Genomic DNA, 23,112 nt, shown 5'->3' on the forward strand with positions numbered 1-23,112 from the left:
GCGAGCTTTAAGGCCTCAATGGATGGAAAGTCCTTCTCAAAGCCATAGAACATTTCGGATTTTAAAGTCCCAAAGAAAGATTCCATCATACCATTATCTAAACTGTTCCCCTTACGGGACATGGATGGTATCATCTTATGCTCTTTTAGGAAATGGTGGTAATAAGCGTGCTGATACTGCCAGCCCTGATCACTATGTAAGATAGTACCCTGATAGGTATCATCAGGGAATGCCTCCTCAAGCATGGATGTCAATTTTGTCTTCATACCGTAATTTCATAAGAAAAACACCCCAATCGTTAGATTTTTTGTCTAACTTTTGGGGCGCAGTTCAAAACAAGTGGTTCCGAAGGTCTTCTTGATTTAGCCTTTACAATAATGGGCAATGGCTTGGCTGACGAATTGAGCTGTGCCCACTCCGCCGACTTGGTCAATAGTTTGGCTGAACCGATTGTCCGCTACATACATTTTCCCTAGACTGGCCAAAATCTCAGGGCTACAAAGATAGAAATTTTCTGAGATATAGTCCTGTAGGACCTTAACTTGGGTCTGAACCTTGTCATCTGTGACGGCAAGATTTTTCAAACGACCAAACTCTGCCATAACCACCGACATTTCACCGGTCATTTTGGCAAAATCTTTCTGATCCGTCTTAGCCGCAAAGGCTTGGTAGGCTTGGGTATCACCCCAACGTTCCTTGGCCTCAGTTTCCAAGGCCTCCAGTTGGGACTTATCAAAAGCAGTAAATGTCATAGTATCTCCTCCATCTTGCAGACGACGAGCATGGGCCAGAACCCCTTCCAAATGAGCCTTTTTAAGCTCTAAAAGCTTAATCTGCTCAGCTATGGCCTTATGGTCATAATAGCGATAGCCATTCTCAGCCACCTGACTGGGCTTGAGCAGATCAATCTCATCATAATAATGCAGCGTGCACACACTGACACCAGACAACTGACTCATTTCCTTAACGGTTTTCATGAGAACCTCCTCTCTTTCGAGGATACTAAGCCGTTAGCACTCTAAAGAAAATTAGGAAGCCTAACGACGGTGACAAAGCACCGAGGAAGTCTTCTACCTTGGTAGTCTTATCTGTAATTCGACTAAAGTCGAAACAGCTACCTCTCTATTTTCACAGGAGTGTAGGCCTGTTCACCTCAACTATGAGTATAGACTATGACGTAGCGGGAGGGTCAAGAGGGAAATTTTAATACAAACCGATAAATCTATCAAACACTTCTTTATTAGTAAAGTTGATTGACCATCGTTCATTTAAATACTTTTTTATTTTCTCCGACCTTTTCACTATAGTATCAGGAGTCCATTCAGAATATTCTTTTGCCAGCTCTCTCTGACAATATACCCAATTCATAACAGCACTCTCCCTTTTTCTGTTTATCTGGGTAAGATGCATTTCCTAAATAACCATTTTTTTCTTACCAATGAGCAATAAATTAGCTAAACAATTTTTGTACCTATCTTTTTCTTTACCATCTAATTTTCCGAATTGGCGATTCCAATATGAATTATGACCTGCTTTAGGGTAGATATGTTCGATGTTGTAAAAATCTGTTTCAAAATGTGAATAGAGTTCCCTTATTCTATTTTTATACTCTGGTTCGTGTGATCTTTCTATTAAATCAGCCTCCATATTATACAGAATATACTTAGCAACTCTTTTATTTTGCTTATAAAATAAAAATGCATCTACTTTCGTATTACTGAAGAAGGTCCCAGAAATAAATGCAGTTTTTAATTTACTCACAGTCTGTTTAAGTTGTAAAATAAATTCATCATAACTGATAACTTCTTTTTTAGATATTTCTTCTAATAAGGTTGAAAATTCTCTTAATTCCGTGAATGAAAATAACCTGTCAGTTCTCCCCTTATACTCCAAATTTCCTAAGTACAATCTAATTAATAGTGCTTGTTCTATTTGTCTTAATATTGTAACTCTTTGTTTTGAAGTGCAATTATCCGAAGAACTATATAGGGAAAAAATAACTCTGTCAATAGAAAAAATTGGGAATATTGCATGAAAAAGGAACGAACTACCTGTTGTAGAGCGTCGAGTATTTAATAATATTTTAATACCATTTAAAACTCGTGCCTCTTCAAAATCAAATACCGAATCAATATAATCTAATGGATTATTTACAGTCACCCACATAATTATCTTTTTAGATAAATCGTCAATATATTTACGTAAATCATTAATTCCAATCTTTTTATCAATAACATTTTTAGCAGTAAAATAATCCCCTAATAAACTATTTATTAATTCTCCTTCTGAAAAATGGTTAGTATCTTTCCTCTCTTTAAAAAAATCTCTAAGAGGTTGATATTCCCTAATTTGAAGATTCAAAAAAAGATCGTCTAAGTTATTACTAGATCTAAACTTAAATAGCAAATTACCATTCTGAGACAATTCTTTCTTCCCAAGGTTTCTGTATAGATTTTTCCAACATTGATTGATTTGCTCTCTCAAATTTGCTTTGGCACTGTCATTTGTATCTATTAACATCGTTAGATATATCAAACGATTTTTTAATAATTCCAATTTAGATAAAGGTTTGCCTCTGTTATTCATGGTTTCAAAAGTAACGAAGATGTCTAGCTCCTTATCAATTACATATTTGTTAAAGACTAGACTATATATCAGTTTTGAAAACAACTTATCTAATTTACTAAACGAAAGTGCTCTACACTTTTTTTCAAAAAAATCTTTTGTAAAACTTAAATTAGCTGAATATTCATTGTCTTCAATCGTTAAATTAGTATTAACAGGAAGAGGTTCTTCTAATATTTTACTAATGTAATATCCCAAACTATCATTATTTTGATCATATGAGAATTTATAAGTTTTATTACAATCTTTCTCTTGAAATAAATAATCACCATATATTGAATCAAGAGATCTATTGGAATCCAGTAAACTACCTGAAAAATTTTCCTTGGTGGCTTTTAAAATCGAGACTAATAAAATTATAGCCGTAGTCAGTCTCTGTTGACCGTCTACGATATAGTAAGGCTTCATTCTGCGGTCCGTAATAAGCCATCTATCTTTTTCCCATCCTGAATAGATTTCTGCTGGAACTTCTTCGAAAGTCAGGACCCCTGCATAATGTTCCCTTCCATCAACTATCAATTCTAAGTCATCCCAAAAATCTTGTACTTCTTTAGCACCCCAAGAATATCCTCTTTGATAATCTGGAATGCGCAATAGATTCTCCCTTAAAATAGTGTCTAAACTTTCTAAATTTCCAGCCATTTTTTACCTCCACGATTACTTAATTATTATAGCATAGAGACCTACTGTTGATGATGCCAAAGATTATTTTTCAATCCTCACCGGCACCCGGCCCCAGTTTTGCTCTTTGATAGCGGAGTTGCCGAGCTGGTAGACTGCGTCGGCTTTTTGGCTCTGGCTGTCCCAAGGCTCCTTGCCGATACGGCTGACCAGTTGAACTTGATTCTTGATAGTCTTGAGGTGGTCTTGGCCTTTTTGGTTGAAGCCCAAGACATGGATGGCTTGAGGCAGGGGGCTTTCTTGCGCCTGGACCAGAATATAGGTCAGAATCCTGCGGATTCTGGCCTTGGTATAGCGCTTGGTGGCCACCAGCTCTACCAGTTCATCCAGGTCGGTCGCTTCTTTTATGGCCGAGCTAATGCGGCTGGCCAATTCCTCATTAACCTGAAAAATCTTAGTCAGGTCGGGATTGGTCAGAATCTGATATCTGAGCAAGGGGAAATAGTCGGCCCAGACAACCTTGCTGGCTTGCTCCAAGAACTGGCTGTCGGGAACGGTCTGGGCTAGGAAATCTCGGTCGTCCAGGTGCTTGCGAATAGCGGTCGCCGAGGCAATTTGCTCGGACTTGCTTTCGGAGTGATAACCGGCCCCCAATCGCTGGATCGGTCTGAGGGCAAGGCCTCTCTTGGCTACTGCCTTGGCATAGGCCAGCCCCAAAATATGGTTGGGAGTCTTGCCTGTAAAATTGATTCCCGCGAATTTTTTCCACATCTCCTGTGTCTTTTGCGGGTAGGTCAGCTTGTCTGGCAAACTGGCCAGATAGGCTTCCATTTCCTGCGACTTTTGGCCATAGATTTGCGAAAGCTGCTGGTAATCAATCATTTCTTCCGTACCAAACATGACTTGACCTACCCCCAGCCTGGCTAAGATATCAATGCCCCCTTGGGCAAAGTAATCGGCCGATTGAACGGCTACCAAAAAGGGGAGCTCAACCACGAGGTCAGCACCATTTTCCAAAGCCATCTGAGCCCTAGTCCACTTATCAATCAGGGCAGGCTCGCCCCGCTGGACGAAATTGCCCGACATGGCGACGACAGTCACGCCCTGACTCTGCTCCAGAAGATGGCGATGGCCATTGTGGAAGGGATTGAACTCTGCGATAATACCGGTAACTGTCAAGTGAGGCTCCTTTTAGGTTTGATTTGGGCAAACTAACTACTCAAATTATAGCATAGTCCGAATGGATGGGCAGTCTAGCGAAAGGGCATATTGAACTAACGGAAGGATAACCAGCTTATCGGAACAAAGCATAACAATTAACGGAACAATACAAAAGCTCAGCACCAAGGGTACCAAGCAAAACTTTATTAATCACTTCTCCGCCACAAAGAACCACCGCTGACTAGTTGGGGTGGGGTCCCGGTCTGTGAAATCTGCGTAAACCTTGCGGGTCTTAAAGCCGGCTTGTTCGAGTAGAATGTCGTAGGTCAGAATGTCATAGGTCCGCTCCTCATGGACCTCATCGTAGCGGGTGAAACGACCGTCAGCATCCTGAATAAAAAAGGTCAGCTCGTGAACCACCGAGTGGGGAGTATCGTCAGTATAGCTATCCCAAACCATGGCAAAGTCTTCCGCATTTTCATGGTAGGAATACCCAGGGAAAATGTCATCCGTCTGATAGGTGGAGTGGACGTCAAAGATAAAGACACCGCCATCATTGAGCTGGTTATAGACTTGCTGGAAGACATCACCGACATCGACCTCGTCCTTCATGTAACAGATGGAGTCCGAATAGCAGGTCACCAAATCATAAGTGCCAGCCTGGGAAAGGTCTAACATGTTGCCCTGGATGAAGGAAATAGTCTGACCGGTAGCTTGAGCTCTTTTTTGAGCCAGGGCCAGCATTTCTTGACTAAGATCAAGGCCAGTCACCTCATAACCAACCTGAGCAAATCGTAGGGACTGAATCCCTGTCCCACAGGCTAATTCTAACAATTTTTTCTTGCCCTTAGGAAAGTGGCGGAGGGAAAAGTCCGTCCACTTGTCATAAAGGCTATCATCCATAATGGCATCGTAAACCGATGCGAATTTTTCGTAGGTCTCACTCATATCATCCTCCACAGCAAAAGGACTGGGCTCGCACCCAGCTCCTTTTTTATCCTAGAAATCCAGCAACATCCACCATTGGGGCTTCGTGCCAGAGTTTTTCCAGATTGAAATGTTCCCGTGCTTCTTGCGAGAAGAGGTGGACAACACAATCGTTGAGGTCCAGTAAAACCCAACCAGTCTTGCTGTCGCCTTCGATATGGCTGGCATCTCCACCAGCCTCCTTGACCTTCTCACGGATATTGTCCGCAATGGCCTCCAACTGGCGGGTATTCATGGCACTCATAATAATGAAGTAGTCAGTCAGGCTGGTCAAACCGGCCAAATCCAAGGCTACAATATCCTCCGCCCGCTTCTCATCAGCGGCCTGCACAACAATTTTCAATAGTTCATCTTTTGTCATCTATTAGGTTTCCTTTATTAATCAATATCAATTTTACCAATTATAGAGTTATCAATAACATCATCTACCATATATTTTGGAACACTGTTATTACTCCAACTATCAGAAGAATTTTTCGTACAAAATGCCTCTAATGATTCGAACTTACTCCTACTCTTTGGATGAGAAAAATAGAGTCTCTCTAAAGTATCGTGTTTAATAATAACCCAATTTTTCCCGGAATTTGAATCATCTAAGGGAAATGCTAGGTAAATATCTTTCCCCTTATATTTTAAAGATAAGCTCATTCTAGCCTTCAACTGTATTTGATAGATATTTGAGCAATCTCGATTATAGTCATAATGTTGAACTGCTAGAAAATCCGCCCCCAGAGAATCATTAGGAAGCCATACTGAAGCTATTCCATAATCAACTAACTTAGCTGCTAGTTTAAAAAAGTTTCTCTGCTCAATAAATTTACCACTTGTTTTTAGAGATTCTTTGATTCTTCTTAGTTTCATAAATATTAGTACCTCAGCTCCCCAACGAAGGCATTATAGGTCTCGATGGTTTGGGGATAGATAGGCAGTTTGCGGTCAATCAAGTGGGTCAGGGTATGAGCAGTTTCGTAGGCGACCGCTCTATCTAAGGAATCTTGGGCAACTTGTCGGGCCTGAGCCACTCCTGGGAAATCACGGTTGTCCTCAATATAATCGGCCACATAGACAATCTTGTCTAGGGTGGTCATCTGGCCACTTCCCGTCGTGTGGTCCTCAATGGACTTGAGAATTTCAGCATCTGTCACGCCCAAATCCTCCTGAATCTTATAGATACCGACCTTGCCATGCCAGATATTATTGCCCCAATTTTTCAAGTCAGGATCCAGCTGGTACTTATCAATCAAGGCTAGAAAATCATCATTGGACAGCTCCTTAGCGTAATCATGCAGAAGGCCAGCCAGACCGGCCTTTTCTCTATCATAGGCATTGACTTGGGCCAAGTGTTGGGCAGCTGCTTCCACGCCCAGACAGTGCTGGAATCGCTTGGCAGACAGGCGGTCTTGCATAATTTTTAAAACTTGGTCGCGGTCATAGCCATGACCCAAAAATTTCTCATACATTAGCGATAAAGCCCCGCTTTCTTGATATAGGCCAGAACCGGTTGGGGCACCATAAAATTGGGCGTGTGTCCATTCTTAATCAGCTCCCTGACATTGGTTGAGGAAATATCCATCAGGGGAACATCTACCCAAATGACGGGATAGGAGGTCCCTGCTTTAAATTTCGGCCGTTGAACCCCAACAAATTGAACCAAGTCAACCAGTTCATCAATCCGATGCCACTTGGGCAGGTACTCGACCATATCAGCCCCGATGATAAAGTAATAATCAGTATCAGGATTCTTTTCCGTCAGGTATTTCATGGTGTCGTAGGAATAACTGATTCCCTTTCGCTCCAGCTCAATAGTCTCAATATCCAGGCCTTCAATCCCGTTGATGGCCAGCATGAGCATATTGAGGCGGTGGGCCTCACCAATCGTCTCCTTCTTGTCCACATGAGGAGGGAGGTACTCGGGCATGAGCAGGACCTCATCCAGCCCCAGCTGTTGGCGTACCTGATCGGCTACAATCAGATGGGCATTGTGAACTGGATTAAAATTTCCGCCCAAAATACCAACCTGCTTGCGACCAGTTTCTTTAACCTCTTCTTCCAATTCAACCTTGGTGAAAGGCGTTACTAAATCCAGTGCCATAGCCATCTCCTCACGCTCTAAAAATCAACTCTTTTAGCCACCATTATAGCATAATTAGGGATAAAGAAAAAGTTGGGAAAGAGACCATTTACCCTGTAATTCCAATAAGAACAGTTTCTCAAGAAAAGAAAAAGGTGCTCTAAGCACCCTAATCTCAAATTTCTTTCACCTTCTGCGAAAGTTTGCGGTTTTCCTTTTTGGCGGATTGTTTGTAGAGGGTCAAAACTCGACCGGTTTTGGCAACGGATTGGGCTCCGATTTCTTCCTCTAAAATTTCAGCGACTTCATGGATATTTTCGTCCGTGTTTTGCAGCAGTTTGATCTTGATAAGTTCGCGGGCATCCAAGGCGTTGCGAACACTGGTCTTGATTTGGTCGTTGAGACCATTCTTGCCAACCTGAACAATCGGCTTCATAGCGTGTGCTTGACTGTTGAGAAAAGCTCTTTGTTTTGATGTTAATGTCATAGTGTTTCCTTTTTATTTGTAAAAATAGCAGAGCTTAGGCCAAAACTTACATGAGATTCTTTTTTACATCAAATAGATAAGACTTCTCTTGATAATCTTTGACATAGTATCTCAACTTAGTTTTCCCTTTTTGAATAATGCGGTGTCCTTCCGCTTCCAGCAATTCTCTTTGGGCTTCAAGACCACCAGGATACTTCGCATTGACCTCCCCACCCGACTTGAGGACCCGCCAATAAGGTATGGGGTCATCTCCTTCAGACCAAGCGACAATCAAAGTAGCGACTCCTGAGAAAAAGGGAACACTATCGTCCTGCCCTAGGTAAGCCCGCAAATCAGCCAAGGTCACCACTTTTCCGTATGGTATTTGTCGAATAGCTTCCGCATATTTTTCTGGAGCGATAAAACTTGACTGAGTCATACAGTCTCCCCTTTCTTAGATGAGAGCTTTGCGAACTATGACCCCGACACCTTCAGGTGCCCAGCCAGCAACGACGACAGGGCTATCTGGCTTGGCAAGAATTCGTACCCAACCAAGACCAGAAAAGACTAGGTCGGTCTTACTGGTAATGGTAAATTCGTGACGGACCAGCTTGGGAAAATTAGCTAGCTCCTTGGCAGACGGCGGTGTCAAAAGACCGCCAGCGTGTCGATCATAAAAATCGTCAGCTCCTTGAAGCTTGGTGCGGTGGAGCTTGAGATTATTGTCAAAATAAGCCGTGAAACCTTGCTTATCTCCCTGAAGAAAATCAAAGCGACCTAGGCCACCCAAGAAAAGGGTCTGACTAGGACTGAGCTGATAGGTTTTGGGCTTGATTTCCTTTTTCGGACTGACAAACTTGAGGTCCTTGGCAGACAGGTAGTGGGCCATTTGGTGGCGGTGGATAATCCCCGGGGTATCAAAGATATAGGAACCGTCGTCCAGGGGAATCTCAATCTTATCCAAGGTCGTTCCAGGGAAGCGTGAGGTGGTAATAATCTCTTGATTCCCAGTGATTTCCTTGATGATGGCATTAATCAGGGTGGATTTGCCAACATTGGTCACCCCAACCACGTAGACATCACGCCCAGCCCGCAGCTCCTCAATCCGAGCAATCAGCTCCTTGATGGCTTGGCCGTTTTGAGCAGAGGTCAAGAGGACATCAACTGGCCGCAGGCCCTCTTCATGGGCCCGCTCGGTCAGCCATTGGGTCACCTTGCCATCCTTGACGGACTTGGGCAAGATATCCTTTTTATTGCCGACCAGAAGCACGTCATTGCCGGCGACAAAGCGACTGAGGCCAGGAATAACCGAGCCATTAAAGTCGAAAATATCGACAACATTGACCACTAAAGCCTGACTATCCCCCACTTCATGAAGGAGCTTGAGGAAGTCATCATCAGAGATGGCCACATCGACAATCTCATTGTAGTGGCGTAGGCGGAAACAGCGTTGGCAATAGAGCTCGCCTGTCTCCTGACTTTTTTCAATGCTGGACTGGGGTGTATAGCCAGGAGCTTCCTTGTCCTGACTTTGAATTTTGGCCCCACAGCCGATACAGTATAATTCTTCCATTAAATTTCCTTTTGATACTTGAGCGGACCATACTTTTGGGCAATTTTTTTCATGACCCGTCGCTCTCTGGCTCGATTAAACTTGGTATTCCAAGCATCTGAGGTTACCAGAGGCTTGACCAGAATCGAACGGATACCAGCCCTATGGCAGGCCCTGATGTCGGTCATGAGTTGGTCCCCAACCATAACCACCTCTTCACGGTCAAAACCGTAACGCTCAATGGCCTGATTAATCCCACGGGTGAAGGGCTTCATAGCCCGACTGATAAAGTCCACATGGAAAGGCTCAACCGCGCGCTTGACCCGCTCGTATTTATTATTGGAAACGACCACCACCGGTATATCGGCCTCGGTCATATCGTCCAACCACTCCCTTAGCTCAGGGGTCCCATCAGGATTATTCCAAGCAATGAGGGTATTATCCAAATCCACTAAAACCGCAGAAATCCCGTGCTTTCGCAGGCTCTCAGGCTTCAAATCATAAACAGCTTCGACCGCGAAGGTCGGCAAGTAATCTTCTAGACTCACAACTTTCTCCAAAAACTAATAGTACCCCTTATTATAGCATACTTTGGGGAGCAGTTGCGGGGGAAAAGACGGGGAGAAAGTTGACAATTTTAGCTAACTTTGACATAATGTAGATGTATTGAAAAAGGTCCTTCCCATACATGGGTACACAGAAAGCCTTAGGAGTACCAGTCCTAAGGCTTTTTCTACGTCTTTAGACGTCTGGGCTAAAGGCACCTAGTCATCGTCTTTTCCATTTAGCCATTTTGAAAATAGTCCTAAGACTATACCAACAAAAGTTGGTGCAACGATGCTTAGAAAAAGATCCTTCCACATGAGTATTCACCTCCTCTCGAAGGCTTTATTGTGGGTGCCGAAGGTTATTATAGCATAAAATAACTCTAGAAACTGTTCTATCATTATTTTTATGATAGAATTACAATAAAGTAATGATAGAAAAAGAGAGAACTACCATGATCAACATCCGCCCCGTTTCAGACCTCCGCAATAAATTTCCAGAAATCGAAGAAACCGTCATCAAGTCTAATGACCCTGTATTTCTGACTAAGAACGGCTATGGAACTATGGTTCTCATGAGTTTGGAGCAATACGATGACCTAACTTCTAATCTGGAGAAAAAATTGGATGAGGCTGATTTGGTCGCCGAAGAAAGTTCCACCCGCTATAATAAAGACGAGCTTTTTAAACGAGTCCGGAGCCAAATAGATGACTAAAGAAAACTATCAGCTGAGGTTTCTGCCACTCTTTGAAAAGGACCTCAATGCTATTGTCGACTACATTAGTCAAAGTCTACAAAATCCACGGGCCGCCCACCGTTTCCTGAGCGCTGTTGAAGGAGCGATAAATGACAGGTTGGCTAGACCGCTAGCTTTTCCAGCCTACCCTTCGATTCACAAACGACGCCATCCTTACTACTACATCCGAGTTAAAAATCTTATTATCTTTTATATTGTCATCGGCAATACTATGGAAGTTCGGAAAATTTTATATAGTAAAAGAAATTTTGATGATTTCTTATAAGCAAAAGCACCTCAAGAAGCTTTTTCTTGGGGTGCTATGTTTTTACATGCAAATACTTTGTAAATGGATTTTGATTATTCCTTAAATTCACACTCAACTTTGGCATCCTTATCAATAGAGGTAAGGATTTGTTGATAATACTCTTTGGTAGAATCTTGAACCAGATCTTTGTATTGTTTTAAATATTCTTCTTGTGCCTCATTTGACAAGCTATCAGTAGCCAGTTTGCCAGTATCTACATCTTTTGTCGAATCCGACAAGGCCCCCTCAGATTTACTATAAAGTTGATAAGGCTTGTCCTTATCAACTTCAAAGCCGATGACTTCAAATTTTAGAACAACAACTTTATAATTTGATTTTCCAGTTTTTGTTACTTTAACTGGCTTTTTAATACCAAATTTTGCCTTATAGTTCAGGATAATCGATACTTCTTTTTCCGAGTAAGGAATATCTAGATCTGTGAATAAAATCTTTGTTTTTCCGTTGAAGTTTCAACTTTTTGGATACCTACATTGAGAAATGTAATTTGTTTAACTTTTTCTAACGAAGTTACCGATGTACTTACCTTTGTAGTTGGTCTTTGCTCAAAAAAGCTATCCATTATCCCAGAACTCATAACTACTGCGATGACAAAAACTATGCCTACAACCCACAATAAATAACTGAATATCTTTTTAATCATCATTTATCCCTTTCAATAGGTAGGCACAAACTAACAGTATAATTCCTAACCAATGATTTAAAAAGGCCAAGCATACTCCAAAAAAAACTAATACAGTTGATAAATATCTCACGAGTAATACCTACTTCTAATTTGTGGAGTTATAAATCCTTATTATGATTCCAGTGGAATAATAGCTGGTGTCCCTTTAAATGATAGATATGGTTTAATTTCTAATTCTAAATCTTTATCACTATTGACCGCGAAGTGTTCTGTTGCCCCGCTATAACTACGACCTGCAGAAATCGTTTCAAATGTATTATCATTCGGATAAGATTCCATTTTAGTTCCGTTTGCATAGAGCTCAAAATCACTTCCGATAACGTAATCATCGTCCGACAAGTTTTTAACATCGTAAGTGACTTTTAAAACTTTCTTAGGTTGATTATCTTCAATCTCATTTCGTTCATCTGTCCACTCAACCGATGTGATAGTGTATTCCACTTTACCTTTGAATGTTATTTTGTCACCGACCTTGTAAGTCTTTTTGCTTTCTGAAGAACTAGAAATACTTGAACTATCTTTTTCACTTTGACTTGTGGGCTTATCATTTTTTCCAAGAGCGTTATCAATAGTCGCTACATAGCTAGCCTGTGTTACCAAAACAATGATAAAGGAAATCACGGCAATCATGATTGAAATCAAAGACAGGAGTTTTTTCCTTTTCAGATTGATAAAGAAAGCAATAACTCCCAAGATAAAAGCGATAATGGCTAGAACTGCCGAAGCATTGTTGATAAAAGGCATCCAAGAGGTTACCAAGGCAATCCCACCAAAAACTAAAGCAATAATTCCTAAAACTTTCTTCTCATCTTCTTTAATTGGTTTCATCTCTCTACTCCTTTTTTGAAATTTACAAAACCATTATACATATATATCTATTTGATGCCAATAGTATTACGATAGGTTTGAGGGATAAAATTTTTAAAATTGAAGACAAAAAAAGCAAGCCTGAGCTCGCTTAGATTTTCCTAGGATTTTTTCCTGCTTCGGACTAGGTTCCGCAGGGAAATAATGAGATCGGCTAGAGTAATCAGGGGCATACCCATGATGTCTATTTTATAAAAGTCCCAAAATAAAAAGGGTGAGAAGCACGCTGGCGACTAAACCCAAGAGATTCAGTTCTTAGGAAACCGACCTCTCTTGTAAGCGTTTTACTAACCCTTTGAATTTTGCTATAGTTAGGGTAAGAAAAGCTAATTTGGGGCTAGGCCTGAAGAAGGTAAATTTTGACTGGCCCCAAGAAAGTCTAATACTCAATGAAAATCAAAAATAGGAGGAAGCTTTGCTTCCTTCAGTGAGCACGGCAAAACGAGTTAACGACGTATCTGTTTGATTTTCGAAGGGTATAAGCAAAATTCTAAAGGAGGTCGGACTATGTTTCAACTAACTGAACAAATTGCTGTCGTGACTGGTGGTGCCAAGGGAATCGGCCGAGGAATTGCCAGCGTACTTCATCAACAAGGAGCCAAGGTTATCATCCTCGACAAGGACCAAGCTGCCGGACAAGCTACAGCCAAGAATTTAGGAGCCGATTTCTATTCCTTCAATGTCACCGATAGCCAAGGGATTGCACAGACCTTCCAAATGATTGCGGAAAAATATGGCAGACTGGATATTCTCTGCTCCAATATCGGCATCTATCCCCAAGCAAAAATTGCCGATATGAGCGAAGCGGAGTGGGATCTGATTCAAACGGTCAACCTCAAAGGGACCTTCTTAGTAGTCAAGGCTGCTGCTAAAATTATGCGGCACCAAGGCTATGGACGGATTGTCTTGACTTCATCTATCACTGGTCCTATCACAGGCTACCCTGGTTGGGCCCACTACGGTTCCACCAAAGCTGGACAGCTGGGATTTATGCGGAGTGCCGCCCTGGAATACGCCAAGGCTGGTATCACCATCAATGCAGTTCAGCCTGGTAATGTCCTGACTGAAGGCCTCAAGACTCAAGGGGAATCTTACCTGAATGAGATGAAGAAGACCGTCCCTACCCATACCCTGGGAGCTCCAGAAGATATAGGAACTGCCGTTGCCTTCCTAGCTTCTAAAGAAGCCCACTATATCACCGGTCAAACCATCGTAGTTGATGGGGGACAAATTCTCCCTGAATCCTTTGATGCCATTTTGTAAGAGTCAAGAACGGCTTGACACCATAAAAAAGGAGACCCTCGAGGTCTCTTTTCCTATCTTATTCTGACTTATTTTCTCGCTCTCAAGGCCTTCTTAAAGGCCTTCTTCTCTTGCTTAATTAAAGAGATGAGGGCCTGCCCGTCCTTGGCATAACCGCCATTTTTATTGTAAAGGCTGCGGTCGAAATCAGCAGTTCGTCTTTCCTGCCAAAATCTGGCCAAACGGACTCTGCCAGTTCGATTGGGCGAGCGATAGCCCTTAGTGGCTTGATTGCGGAAGGCAGGATCATGCGGACCGACTGGACAAACGTCCAGGCGAAAATGACTTTTAGTGGTATTGCCGTAATTGAAACTGGCCCCGTTAATAATCCCATTAGCCGTGACTTTTTCGGCATCAACTTCGTTGAGAAAATTTCCTTGACCATCAATGATAAATTCTGTCCGAAACTGGAGTAAAACCTTTATATTATAGGACTCTTGCTCATCCGGAAAGCAAAAGGTACCATCCTTAATCTGCCGCTTATTGTGCAGACGGGCGTTGTCCCAGAGACTGGGGCGCAAATGATTGGCCCGCAGGTAAGCAAACAAGGCTTCCTGATCCGTCCTGCCAGACTTTCGGTAGTGCTGACGGACATACTGGGCTTGCTGACTTGAGATAACATAGCGAAGCTGATGAAGCTGGCGGTTAAACTCAGTCTTCTCCTGAAAGTCTTTCCCCTTCATAACCAAGCGAACCTGCCTGGCCAAGTCAGACCAAAATCTATCATGGGGAGCAAGGTCGGGTGAAAATTTAGCCACCAAAGCCTGATTTTCAGTTAAGTCACCCGATAAATCTTGAGGCAAATCTAACTGGTCTAAGACAAATCGAAGTGCTCTACAGGGATCCTTGTCATTTTTCACTTCCTTCCAGCCAGACCAAAAAGCTGCTGAACCAATCTTGGGCATAAAAAAACTCCTTATATCAAGAGATACCTCCCTTAAAAAACTACTAGGATTTTAGGAAAGCATGGCAGACTGCCTGCAGGTAAGAGGCCTTACCTAAAAATTAAGTTTTTAAGGCTAGGTCCTGTTTAATTTTTAAAATACAAAAGGCCTTAAAAATCCAATTTCCTAAACCAGCTATTTTTTCGAGAACTTATCCCACATTCGATGACAACGACCTATTGCTTTGATTTTTAAAAAGTACCGACTTCTAATATTATAACGATACTTAGTACAAATAGCAAAGAATGTCAGCTATCTGCTTTTGGCTAAAGGCCTTACTAACGCATCTGTCGCAATGGCATGGCTGGCAACAGATGAATGCCGCAACGAACCGCAGGCAATCCTTATGTAGAGAAAGTGAGTTGAGGCTGTGAATCAAAAAAAAAGGAAAACCGATGATGGTTTCTTTTTGGAGCCAGTGAGAGGCGTAGGCAGACCGCAATAGCGGCGGCCAACCCAGATTTTTCAAATCTTAGATTGGCTTTGCCGATTCCGACATGATATCAAAACTGTCAATGACACCGTTTTGACGAAAGAGAGATCAAGAACTGCTGCCTCAGTTCTTGCAGCAAGTCCGAAGATAAAATCGTGAACCTGCTGTGTCCCTTGTATCAGTGGTTTAATTTAGGAATAGAACTAGGCAAGGCGTTGCAGATAGCTTTGACAGTCTGGGAGACTGTCAAAGGTTGGAAATGCAGCTTGCCTAGCAAGTGTCAAAACAGTCTGGGAGACTGTCAAAAGTTGGAAATGAAACTTGCCTAGCAAGTGTCAAAACAGTCTGGGAGACTGTCAAAAGTTGGAAATGAAACTTGCCTAGCAAGTGTCAAAACAGTCTGGGAGACTGTCAAAAGTTGGAAATGAAACTTGCCTAGCAAGTGTCAAAACAGTCTGGGAGACTGTCAAAAGTTGGAAATGAAACTTGCCTAGCAAGTGTCAAAACAGCCTGGAGACTGTCAAAGCCATTTTTTCTGTCTGACTCTCTAACGCCAATCTCTATGACGATGGGCTAGCTCCCTCCCTCACTCAGTTAGGCCAGTAAAATTGACTGCTTTATCTTCGTGTCGCCATGAAACTCCATAACTGAAAACGCCTACACCACTGCGGAAAAAGAGAGGTGGCTGTTTTGGCTTTAGCCAATATACAGCCGCGACTACCTTGAGGTGCAAATCTGCCTTGGAGACCTACTGTCTCCTACGCCCGATTTCCTGCCTCACCTTCTTGTTTTCAGGTTCAGGTAAAAAAGGTCTCCCAGACCTTTTTAATCCTTTGTGGTGCTTAACGACTTTGTATCTTGTCAAGAGTTTGCTTGCATCCGCCCTTTTTAACGACATTTCATTGTCAAAATCGATGCTATTTTGAAAATGAAAGAGTAAGGTGGCTAGGGAACTCGCTCTAGCGATTACCCTAGTTTATCAGTGGCTTTTAATCACTAATAAACTGGCTAGGTTAGAAAGTATCAAAATTGAAAGTTCTGATTTTAATTCAGTATAAAAGCGAGCCATCCCTAAAAATGGCCCGCCTTATAACTAAACAATCAACAAGGATTGTAATTAAGCTATCCCCAGACTTCATCAATAATTTCTTTGACAAGAGTAAGTTTTTTCCATTGATCCTCTTCTGTCAAGATATTGCCCTCCTGCGTTGAGGCAAAACCACACTGGGTCGCCAACCAAAGCTGATCAAGAGGCAAAATCTCCGCCGCCTCATGGATGCGTTGAATGATAGTTTCCTTGTCTTCCAATTGACCGTCTTTTGTCGTGATTAGACCAAGGACTGCTACCTTGTCTAGCCCCTTAAATGCTGCCAAGGGTTCAAAACCTCCCGAACGTTCATTATCGTATTCCAAAAAGTAGGCCCTTGCATTTTCACGACCAAAGAAGGCTTCTGCTACATCATCATAGGCTCCCTTAGCTGCATAAGTTGAATGGAAATTTCCGCGACAGACATGGGTATTGATTGTCAGGTCTGATGGCAGGTCCTTGATAGCATTGTTATTGACATAGAGATATTCCTCAATAACATCTTCCTTTTTGAAACCAGCACCCGCCATGGTATGCCAAAAATCCTCATCAATCAGCATCCCCCATGTACAGTCATCAAGCTGAACCGTACGTGCACCTGTTTCGTAGAGTGCCAAAATTTCCTCACGATAAACCTCAGCAATAGCTCTTAAAAAATCTTGACGACTAGGATAAAACTCAGCCACAGTTGCTGCATTCTTACCACGATCCAATTCTGCTAAAAACTGTGCTGGAGCTGGAATAGTAATCTTAGCTTCTACACCGCGCTCATCTGCCAATTTTTTATAAAAATCGTAATGTGCAATAAAAGGATGATTCTCTTTTGTAAAACCGAGTTTGCCACGAAGAACAGCTGTGTCATCGCCTGTTTCTTCCCCGTGAAACAGGTAGCCTTGGCCAAAGTGTTCATGTTCAACGCCATCAAACCCCCAAAAATTATCCAGATGCCAATAAGCCCGTCGGAATTCTCCATCTGTAATCTTTTCAAGACCGATAGCAACCTGCTTGTCCACCAAGTCTGTAATCAAACGATCTTCGACTGCAGTCAGTTCTTCCTGAGAAAGCTTTCCTGCCTCAAAAGCTTCACGCGCTTCCTTTAATTCGACAGGACGCAAGAAGGAGCCTACATGTTCAAAATATTTCTTTGTCATTTTATTCACCTCAAATTTTTGATAAACCCATTCTAACAGAGGTTAACTATAGTTGTAAAATATATATTTTATATTAAAACTTATAGCTAATAACTATGAATATCCAAGAAAATTCCGAGACTTCATCTACTTATCTTTTTTCAATTCATGCCTTGCCCAAAAGAGGAGAAAGATAAAACCGATTAAACCAATTGGAATGGCAAAAGCCTTAAATTAATTATGAAAAAACCAACCAGACTATCAAGCTACCTTCTACCAGATAAGAATCGCCAAATAAGAAATGCCTTATCCCATCATAGATAAATTTAGCAAATGGGTAAAAGAGAAAAGTAAAAATGAAATAAATAATAGCCCAAAACACCTCAGAATTTGTTGGCGTTGGCTCATGTAAAAGGCCTCAGATATGTAGCGCTAACCAACCTATTCCAAAAATAATTTGTCTTGCCAGCCAGCCTTTATCCACACGGATAAAAATATCAGATTGATGAATTTCTTAATCTTTTTGAAATATTATTTTTACAAGGCGGCTATTACTTCTGCAAAAAAGGACTCAGCAATCTGAGTCCTCAATCAACGATAACTAAATATACTCTCTGCCCCTTTTGACAAAATATGAAACTGGATAGAAATCTATCCTAAAAGGGGAGCGATCTAATAAGGAGGTGATAGTTGAGGCTTCAAACTAGCCCTGTTGGATTTTTATCAGTGACAAAACGGTAATCTTAAAAGTTAATGTAGTGGGTATAAAGTATAACTCCACGACTGCCTCGATTTTCCTCAATCCCAAGACTTCTAGCCCATAGCCTTAACTCTTGCCCCCGTTTAGCAATAGCCTTTACTCGAAAATGCTAAAGCAATAGCTTATCATCAGCATAGGGAGAAAAAAGATAAGATAAACGAGCAGGACTCCCACTTACTCTTCCTTCAACTTAGCCAACTCTTGAGCCAAGAGTTTGAGGGCAACTTGTGGGTTGGCTTGCCCCTTGGTTGCCTTCATGAGGAAGCCGGTAAAGGCTTTGTCGGCATTGCGTTTGCCTGACTTGAAGTCAGCAACGGCTGCTTCATTATCTGCAAAGACTTGGTGGATAATTGGAATCAAAATCTCAGGGTCGGAGATTTGCACCAGACCAGCCTTTTCCACATAGTCACGGGCTCCGCCACCATTTTTAGCCAGGTAGACAAAGACCTTCTTGGCAATTTTAGAAGAAATGGTGCCGTCTTCAATCAAGCCCAGCATTTCAACTAGATTGTCTGGAGTCAGCTGGATATCTTCCAAGTTCTTGTTCTCGCTGTTGAGAAACTGAGCCACTTCTCCCTGAAGCCAGTTGGACACTTGCTTGGCATCGCCGCCCAGACCGACTGCCGCTTCAAAGAAGTCAGAAGTAACCTTGCTGGCCGTTAGCTGGTTGGCATCGTAATCAGACAGGCCATATTGGCTGACATATCTTGACCGGCGGTCCCTAGCAAATTCAGGCAGGCTGTCCCGCATTTCTTCAATCCAATCATCGGAAATCTCAAAAATCGGCAGGTCCGGTTCTGGGAAGTAACGGTAATCCGCTGCCCCTTCCTTGACCCGCATTAGGATGGTACCCTTGTTGGCCTCATCGTAACGGCGGGTTTCTTGGCGAATGACCCCACCAGACCGCAGAATTTTGGCCTGACGTTCCACTTCGTACTCCAAGCCCTTTCGGACATTACTAAAGGAGTTGAGATTCTTGAGCTCGGTCTTGGTTCCAAATGCCACTTGACCATAAGGACGCAGGGAGATATTGGCATCAACCCGCATGGAGCCTTCTTCCATCTTAACATCGGAAATACCGGTGTATTGAATGATTTCTTTGAGGGCTGTCAGGTAGGCATAAGCCTCTTCGGGCGAACGCATATCTGCCTCAGAAACAATCTCGATCAGGGGCACGCCCTGACGATTAAGATCCACATAGGAATAGCCATCATCAGCATGGGTATTCTTACCAGCATCTTCTTCCAAGTGAGCCCGCTCAATGCGGATTTTCTTGATTGAACCACCGTCTAACTGGGCTTCCAGCCAGCCATTGTAACCGATGGGCTCGTCAAATTGGGAAATTTGATAGGCTTTAGGATTATCAGGGTAGAAATAGTTCTTGCGATCAAAGTGCATGGTTTGGTGGATATCCATATTGAGGGCCAAGGCTGCCTTGATACCGGCATCAATGACCCCCTTATTCATAACCGGCAGAACCCCTGGAAAGGACCAGTCAATGACATTGGTATTGGCATTGGGATTCTCACCAAAGTGAGCCGATGAAGGTGAGAAAATTTTTGAATTGGTATTTAATTCCACATGGACTTCAAGTCCGATAATGGTTTCAAAGTTCATTAGTGATCACCTCCAAAGATTTTTGGCCGTTGCTTGTGGTAATCGGTCACCGCTTCAAAGGCTGCCGCTGCCTGGTAGATAGTTTCTTCACCGTATTTAGGCCCAATCAATTGCAGACCTACAGGCAGACCATCAACGAAACCAGATGGCAGAGAAATGCCTGGCAGGCCAGCCAGATTGACCGGAATGGTCAGGAGATCAGCCAAATACATGGCAACGGGGTTATGATTGAGGGTATCCAATCCGAAGGCCACCGTTGGTGAGGTTGGCCCCAAAATCAAATCGTAATCGGCAAAGACCTTCTCAAAATCTTGAATAATCAGAGTCCGCACCTGACCAGCCTTCTTGAAGTAGGCGTCGTAATAACCTGACGACAGGCTGAAGGTCCCCAGCATAATCCGCCGTTTAACTTCATCACCGAAGCCTTGACTCCGGGTCTTGACATAGATGTCTTCCAGACTGTTGGCACCACCCGCCCGGAAGCCATAACGAATACCGTCAAAGCGTTGCAGGTTGGAAGAGGCTTCCGAGGAGGCGATGATATAGTAGACCGCCACGCCGTATTTTGAATGGGGCAGGCTGACTTCTTCAACCACAGCCCCCAGTTTTTCAAACTGCTTGGCTGCTGCTAGGATATTTTCCTTAATTTGTGGGTCAATGCCTTCTCCCAAGTATTCCTTAGGCAAGGCAATCTTCATTCCCTTGATGTCTTGACCAATCTTGCTGGTGTAATCCGCAATCCGCACAGGGGCAGAGGTCGAATCCTTCTTGTCGTCGCTGGCAATGGCATTGAGGACTTGGGCATTTTCCTTAACAGTTTGAGCAAAAGGACCAATCTGGTCCAAGGAGCTACCAAAGGCGATAAGGCCAAAGCGCGAAACTGTTCCGTAGGTAGGCTTGAGGCCAACGACCCCATTGAAGGCCGCTGGTTGACGGATGGAACCGCCGGTATCAGAACCCAGAGAGAGGCGAACCTGACCGGAAGCTACAGCCGTTGCAGAACCACCAGAGGAACCGCCAGGAACCTTGCTTTGGTCCCAAGCATTTTTGGTTTTCTTGAAGTAGGAGGTTTCAGTAGAACCACCCATGGCAAATTCGTCCATGTTGGTCTTACCGACCACAATCATGCCCTTTTGCTTAGCATTAGCAACCGCAGTCGCATCAAAGATAGGTTCGTAGTTATAGAGCATCTTTGATGCTGCCGTTGTCAAGATTCCCTTGGTTGAGATATTATCCTTGACGGCCAAAGGAATACCAGACAGGACATTGTCAGCATCAATCCCTTGCTCATCAAGAGACTTGGCTTGAGCCAGAGCCTCTTCTTGAGCCACTGTGATAAAGGAACCAATGGTTTCTTCACGAGCATTGATATCCTCAAGAGTAGCCTGGGTCAGCTCAGTTGCAGAAATTTCTTTTTTGACTAGGAGGTCGTGCAGTTCTTCAATTGTTTTATCATTAAAAGACATTAGGCATCTCCTCCATCATCCAAGATTGCTGGTACCTTGATATAGTAGTCCTTTGCTTCAGGTACATTTTTAAAGAGCTGGTCGCGGTCGGTCCCTTCTTCTGCCACATCGGGGCGCAAAACCGTCCGCCGATCAGCCATGGTGGTCGTAATCGCAACACCAGTCGTATCTACTTCATTCAAAAGTTCAACCATGTCAACGATTTTGGTCAAAGTTGTCGCAAATTCAGTCGTTTCTTCATCCGAAAATGCCAACTTGGACAAGGTCGCTACATGGCGCACTTCTTCTTCCGAAATTTTCATGTCTAAGACACCCAGAACACCTATTTGGGGTTCTATTCCTTTCTTCTCTGTAAATTACATAGTCCTCCAAATTATACCACAATACTTGAGAGAAAAACATTCTTACAAAACTGTAATGGCAGGGAAGTTAATAACTGTTAAACTAAAGATAAGGAGGTAGCTGTCATGAAAAAATCAATCGGTTTAAACACTAATCAACTCAAATACATTGCTCTGAGTTTTATGGTCTTGGATTCAGCCTTCTTTGCCTTTCCAGGACTACCGGCTTGGCTTCATCTCATCACGCGCTTTGTAGCTCCACTTTTTGCCTACCTGACCCTAGAAGGCTTCTTCCATACCAGAAATCGTAAAAGACACTTACTCAGGCTATGGAGTGTGGCCATACTTATGCAGATCGGAGACTTTTTATCCCAACTGCTGCTGGGGAAAGAGCATCTCATCAATGATAACATCTTTCTGACCTTAGCTCTCGGCTATAGTTTCCTCTACTTCTGGCAGAAGGCTAGAGACCACGACAGGCCAATCCTTAATAGCGTTTTAGGTAGCTTAATCTTCCTAGCTGGTCTCTTTTTATCCCTCATTGGACTGCCTTTTGGAGCTATGGTCATCACTCTCGAAGGCGGCATTCCTATTCTTACGCTTATGCTGATTTTCTGGGCATTTTATGGCCATCGTAGAAAGCAGCTCATTGTCTTTGGCATCTGGAGTGTCATTTCTTTCCTTATTCTGGGCCCTGATATGAATGTCAGTGCTGCACCATCTTTCTCAGTTTGGTTTGAGATGTTCTGCTACAACAGCGACTGCATGAGCTTCCTTTTCCTGCCATTTCTATTTCTATACAATGGTAAAAAAGGCAGCTCCAAACCCATTCATAAGTGGTTTTTCTACATTTTCTATCCCCTGCATTTGTGGATACTGCACTTACTGGCCTTCTTCTTGTAAGATGCAAAGCCGTAAAGCATCCCAAAGTAAAATAGGAAAGCTGTCGAAGAAGTACAAGACTTCGAGACAGACTTTCTCTTTTTACAAAGGGATGTAGGCGTGCTCAATTCCTCGTGTTAAAAAATCTGCCCCGTTGTAAAATGAGGTGCAACAAAAAAAAAGACAAGCTTATCTGATATACTAAAGTTGCGAAACAAAGTATAAGGAAAGAGATAAGCATGTCCACCACAAATTGTACCACAAAACAACCCTATTGCCACCTCTCAGAGGTAGAACGAGGAAAAATTGAGGCCTTCCTATCAGAAGGGTTGAAACCAGCTGAGATTGCTAGACGTTTGGGAAAAAGTCGCTCCACCATTTCACGTGAAATCAAGCGTGGGACGACAAAACAAGTCAAGCAGGTAAATGGTAAAAAGATCTACTTTGACCACTACTTCGCTGACCTAGCTCAAAGGCGTTACGTTGAAGGGCGACAAGGAATTTACTA

General features: G+C 42.8%; 25 protein-coding genes and 3 pseudogenes. 5 read left to right on the plus strand and 23 right to left on the minus strand.

Annotated elements, in window-relative coordinates; all coding sequences use genetic code 11:
* The 15 genes and pseudogenes from BS63_RS0108890 to BS63_RS1000000112060 all read right to left on the minus strand — a co-directional run.
* A pseudogene (locus tag BS63_RS0108890) lies at positions 1–257 on the minus strand (DDE-type integrase/transposase/recombinase); the annotation flags it as partial.
* A 105-nt stretch (positions 258–362) separates the two neighbouring features.
* Positions 363–977 carry a MerR family transcriptional regulator gene (locus BS63_RS0108895; RefSeq protein ID WP_002960799.1) on the minus strand — a complete coding sequence of 205 codons (615 nt, stop codon included), beginning with the start codon at positions 975–977 and terminating at the stop codon, positions 363–365.
* A 226-nt stretch (positions 978–1,203) separates the two neighbouring features.
* Entirely contained in the window at positions 1,204–1,368 is a 165-nt protein-coding gene (locus BS63_RS1000000112325; protein WP_002960802.1) for a hypothetical protein, read from the minus strand.
* Positions 1,369–1,413: 45 nt separating this feature from the next.
* On the minus strand, positions 1,414–3,267 hold the full coding sequence (locus BS63_RS1000000111420) for a DUF262 domain-containing protein (protein WP_002960804.1): 1,854 nt from the start codon (positions 3,265–3,267) through the stop codon (positions 1,414–1,416).
* Between the two features lie 63 nt (positions 3,268–3,330).
* Positions 3,331–4,425 carry a nucleotidyltransferase gene (locus BS63_RS0108905; protein ID WP_002960805.1) on the minus strand — a complete coding sequence of 365 codons (1,095 nt, stop codon included), beginning with the start codon at positions 4,423–4,425 and terminating at the stop codon, positions 3,331–3,333.
* 192 nt (positions 4,426–4,617) lie between these two features.
* Complete coding sequence (locus BS63_RS0108910; protein WP_002960807.1) at positions 4,618–5,355, minus strand: class I SAM-dependent DNA methyltransferase; 738 nt, start codon at positions 5,353–5,355, stop codon at positions 4,618–4,620.
* 46 nt (positions 5,356–5,401) lie between these two features.
* A complete protein-coding gene (gene rsfS, locus BS63_RS0108915) occupies positions 5,402–5,755 on the minus strand; it encodes a ribosome silencing factor (RefSeq protein WP_002960809.1) in 354 nt (117 codons plus the stop codon).
* Between the two features lie 17 nt (positions 5,756–5,772).
* Positions 5,773–6,255 (minus strand): hypothetical protein, encoded by a 483-nt coding sequence (locus BS63_RS0108920; RefSeq protein ID WP_002960811.1) that lies wholly within the window; start codon positions 6,253–6,255, stop codon positions 5,773–5,775.
* A 5-nt stretch (positions 6,256–6,260) separates the two neighbouring features.
* Positions 6,261–6,854: a bis(5'-nucleosyl)-tetraphosphatase (symmetrical) YqeK gene (yqeK, locus tag BS63_RS0108925; RefSeq protein ID WP_002960814.1), complete on the minus strand. Its 594-nt coding sequence runs from the start codon at positions 6,852–6,854 to the stop codon at positions 6,261–6,263.
* Positions 6,854–7,486, minus strand: a complete 633-nt coding sequence (locus BS63_RS0108930) for a nicotinate-nucleotide adenylyltransferase (protein ID WP_002960817.1) — start codon at positions 7,484–7,486, stop codon at positions 6,854–6,856. Before BS63_RS0108930 ends, yqeK begins: the two co-directional genes overlap by 1 nt.
* Before the next feature lie 154 nt (positions 7,487–7,640).
* The gene (yhbY, locus tag BS63_RS0108935) at positions 7,641–7,952 is read right to left on the minus strand and encodes a ribosome assembly RNA-binding protein YhbY (protein WP_002960819.1); all 312 of its coding nucleotides are present in this window, start codon (positions 7,950–7,952) and stop codon (positions 7,641–7,643) included.
* A gap of 46 nt (positions 7,953–7,998) precedes the next feature.
* Positions 7,999–8,370 carry an MGMT family protein gene (locus BS63_RS0108940; protein ID WP_002960821.1) on the minus strand — a complete coding sequence of 124 codons (372 nt, stop codon included), beginning with the start codon at positions 8,368–8,370 and terminating at the stop codon, positions 7,999–8,001.
* 15 nt (positions 8,371–8,385) lie between these two features.
* Positions 8,386–9,504, minus strand: coding sequence for a ribosome biogenesis GTPase YqeH (yqeH, locus tag BS63_RS0108945; protein ID WP_002960822.1), 1,119 nt, complete (start codon positions 9,502–9,504; stop codon positions 8,386–8,388).
* Positions 9,504–10,031: a YqeG family HAD IIIA-type phosphatase gene (locus BS63_RS0108950; protein ID WP_002960824.1), complete on the minus strand. Its 528-nt coding sequence runs from the start codon at positions 10,029–10,031 to the stop codon at positions 9,504–9,506. The genes yqeH and BS63_RS0108950 overlap by 1 nt, the downstream gene beginning before the upstream one ends.
* Before the next feature lie 216 nt (positions 10,032–10,247).
* Positions 10,248–10,346 carry a type I toxin-antitoxin system Fst family toxin gene (locus tag BS63_RS1000000112060; protein WP_019769123.1) on the minus strand — a complete coding sequence of 33 codons (99 nt, stop codon included), beginning with the start codon at positions 10,344–10,346 and terminating at the stop codon, positions 10,248–10,250.
* 137 nt (positions 10,347–10,483) lie between these two features.
* Between BS63_RS1000000112060 and BS63_RS0108960 the strand changes: the two genes are divergently transcribed.
* On the plus strand, positions 10,484–10,744 hold the full coding sequence (locus BS63_RS0108960) for a type II toxin-antitoxin system Phd/YefM family antitoxin (RefSeq protein ID WP_002960827.1): 261 nt from the start codon (positions 10,484–10,486) through the stop codon (positions 10,742–10,744).
* Positions 10,737–11,051, plus strand: a complete 315-nt coding sequence (locus BS63_RS0108965) for a type II toxin-antitoxin system RelE/ParE family toxin (RefSeq protein ID WP_002960829.1) — start codon at positions 10,737–10,739, stop codon at positions 11,049–11,051. The genes BS63_RS0108960 and BS63_RS0108965 overlap by 8 nt, the downstream gene beginning before the upstream one ends.
* Positions 11,052–11,125: 74 nt before the next feature.
* On the opposite strand, the pseudogene BS63_RS1000000111945 reads toward BS63_RS0108965, so the two are convergent.
* Together BS63_RS1000000111945 and BS63_RS0108975 are read right to left on the minus strand one after the other, a co-directional pair.
* Positions 11,126–11,736 (minus strand): annotated as a pseudogene (locus BS63_RS1000000111945) (hypothetical protein).
* A 150-nt stretch (positions 11,737–11,886) separates the two neighbouring features.
* Positions 11,887–12,603, minus strand: a complete 717-nt coding sequence (locus BS63_RS0108975) for a DUF4352 domain-containing protein (RefSeq protein ID WP_002960835.1) — start codon at positions 12,601–12,603, stop codon at positions 11,887–11,889.
* A 546-nt stretch (positions 12,604–13,149) separates the two neighbouring features.
* On the opposite strand from BS63_RS0108975, the gene fabG reads away from it, so the two are divergent.
* On the plus strand, positions 13,150–13,905 hold the full coding sequence (fabG, locus tag BS63_RS0108980) for a 3-oxoacyl-ACP reductase FabG (protein WP_002960837.1): 756 nt from the start codon (positions 13,150–13,152) through the stop codon (positions 13,903–13,905).
* A gap of 68 nt (positions 13,906–13,973) precedes the next feature.
* Here the strand turns inward: fabG and BS63_RS0108985 are convergent, their stop codons facing one another.
* The 6 genes and pseudogenes from BS63_RS0108985 to gatC all read right to left on the minus strand — a co-directional run bounded on the left by BS63_RS0108985 (position 13,974) and on the right by gatC (position 21,683).
* A complete protein-coding gene (locus BS63_RS0108985) occupies positions 13,974–14,849 on the minus strand; it encodes a DUF3114 domain-containing protein (protein WP_002960840.1) in 876 nt (291 codons plus the stop codon).
* A gap of 1,594 nt (positions 14,850–16,443) precedes the next feature.
* Positions 16,444–17,559, minus strand: coding sequence for a 5-methyltetrahydropteroyltriglutamate--homocysteine S-methyltransferase (locus tag BS63_RS0108990; protein ID WP_002960019.1), 1,116 nt, complete (start codon positions 17,557–17,559; stop codon positions 16,444–16,446).
* 722 nt (positions 17,560–18,281) lie between these two features.
* Positions 18,282–18,472: pseudogene (locus tag BS63_RS1000000111955) on the minus strand (hypothetical protein).
* A complete protein-coding gene (gene gatB / locus BS63_RS0109000; RefSeq protein ID WP_002960022.1) occupies positions 18,473–19,915 on the minus strand; it encodes an Asp-tRNA(Asn)/Glu-tRNA(Gln) amidotransferase subunit GatB in 1,443 nt (480 codons plus the stop codon).
* Entirely contained in the window at positions 19,915–21,381 is a 1,467-nt protein-coding gene (gene gatA / locus BS63_RS0109005; RefSeq protein ID WP_002960024.1) for an Asp-tRNA(Asn)/Glu-tRNA(Gln) amidotransferase subunit GatA, read from the minus strand. Before gatA ends, gatB begins: the two co-directional genes overlap by 1 nt.
* Complete coding sequence (gene gatC, locus BS63_RS0109010) at positions 21,381–21,683, minus strand: Asp-tRNA(Asn)/Glu-tRNA(Gln) amidotransferase subunit GatC (protein WP_002960026.1); 303 nt, start codon at positions 21,681–21,683, stop codon at positions 21,381–21,383. The genes gatA and gatC overlap by 1 nt, the downstream gene beginning before the upstream one ends.
* A gap of 165 nt (positions 21,684–21,848) precedes the next feature.
* Here gatC and BS63_RS0109015 point away from each other — a divergent pair, with 165 nt between their 5' ends.
* Positions 21,849–22,625 carry a TraX family protein gene (locus BS63_RS0109015; protein WP_002960028.1) on the plus strand — a complete coding sequence of 259 codons (777 nt, stop codon included), beginning with the start codon at positions 21,849–21,851 and terminating at the stop codon, positions 22,623–22,625.
* Between the two features lie 212 nt (positions 22,626–22,837).
* Positions 22,838–23,112, plus strand: a 275-nt coding sequence (locus tag BS63_RS0109020) for a helix-turn-helix domain-containing protein (RefSeq protein ID WP_428835829.1), incomplete at its 3' end; no start/stop codon positions are given.

Source organism: Streptococcus sobrinus DSM 20742 = ATCC 33478 (genome assembly GCF_000686605.1).
GTDB classification, from domain to species: domain Bacteria; phylum Bacillota; class Bacilli; order Lactobacillales; family Streptococcaceae; genus Streptococcus; species Streptococcus sobrinus.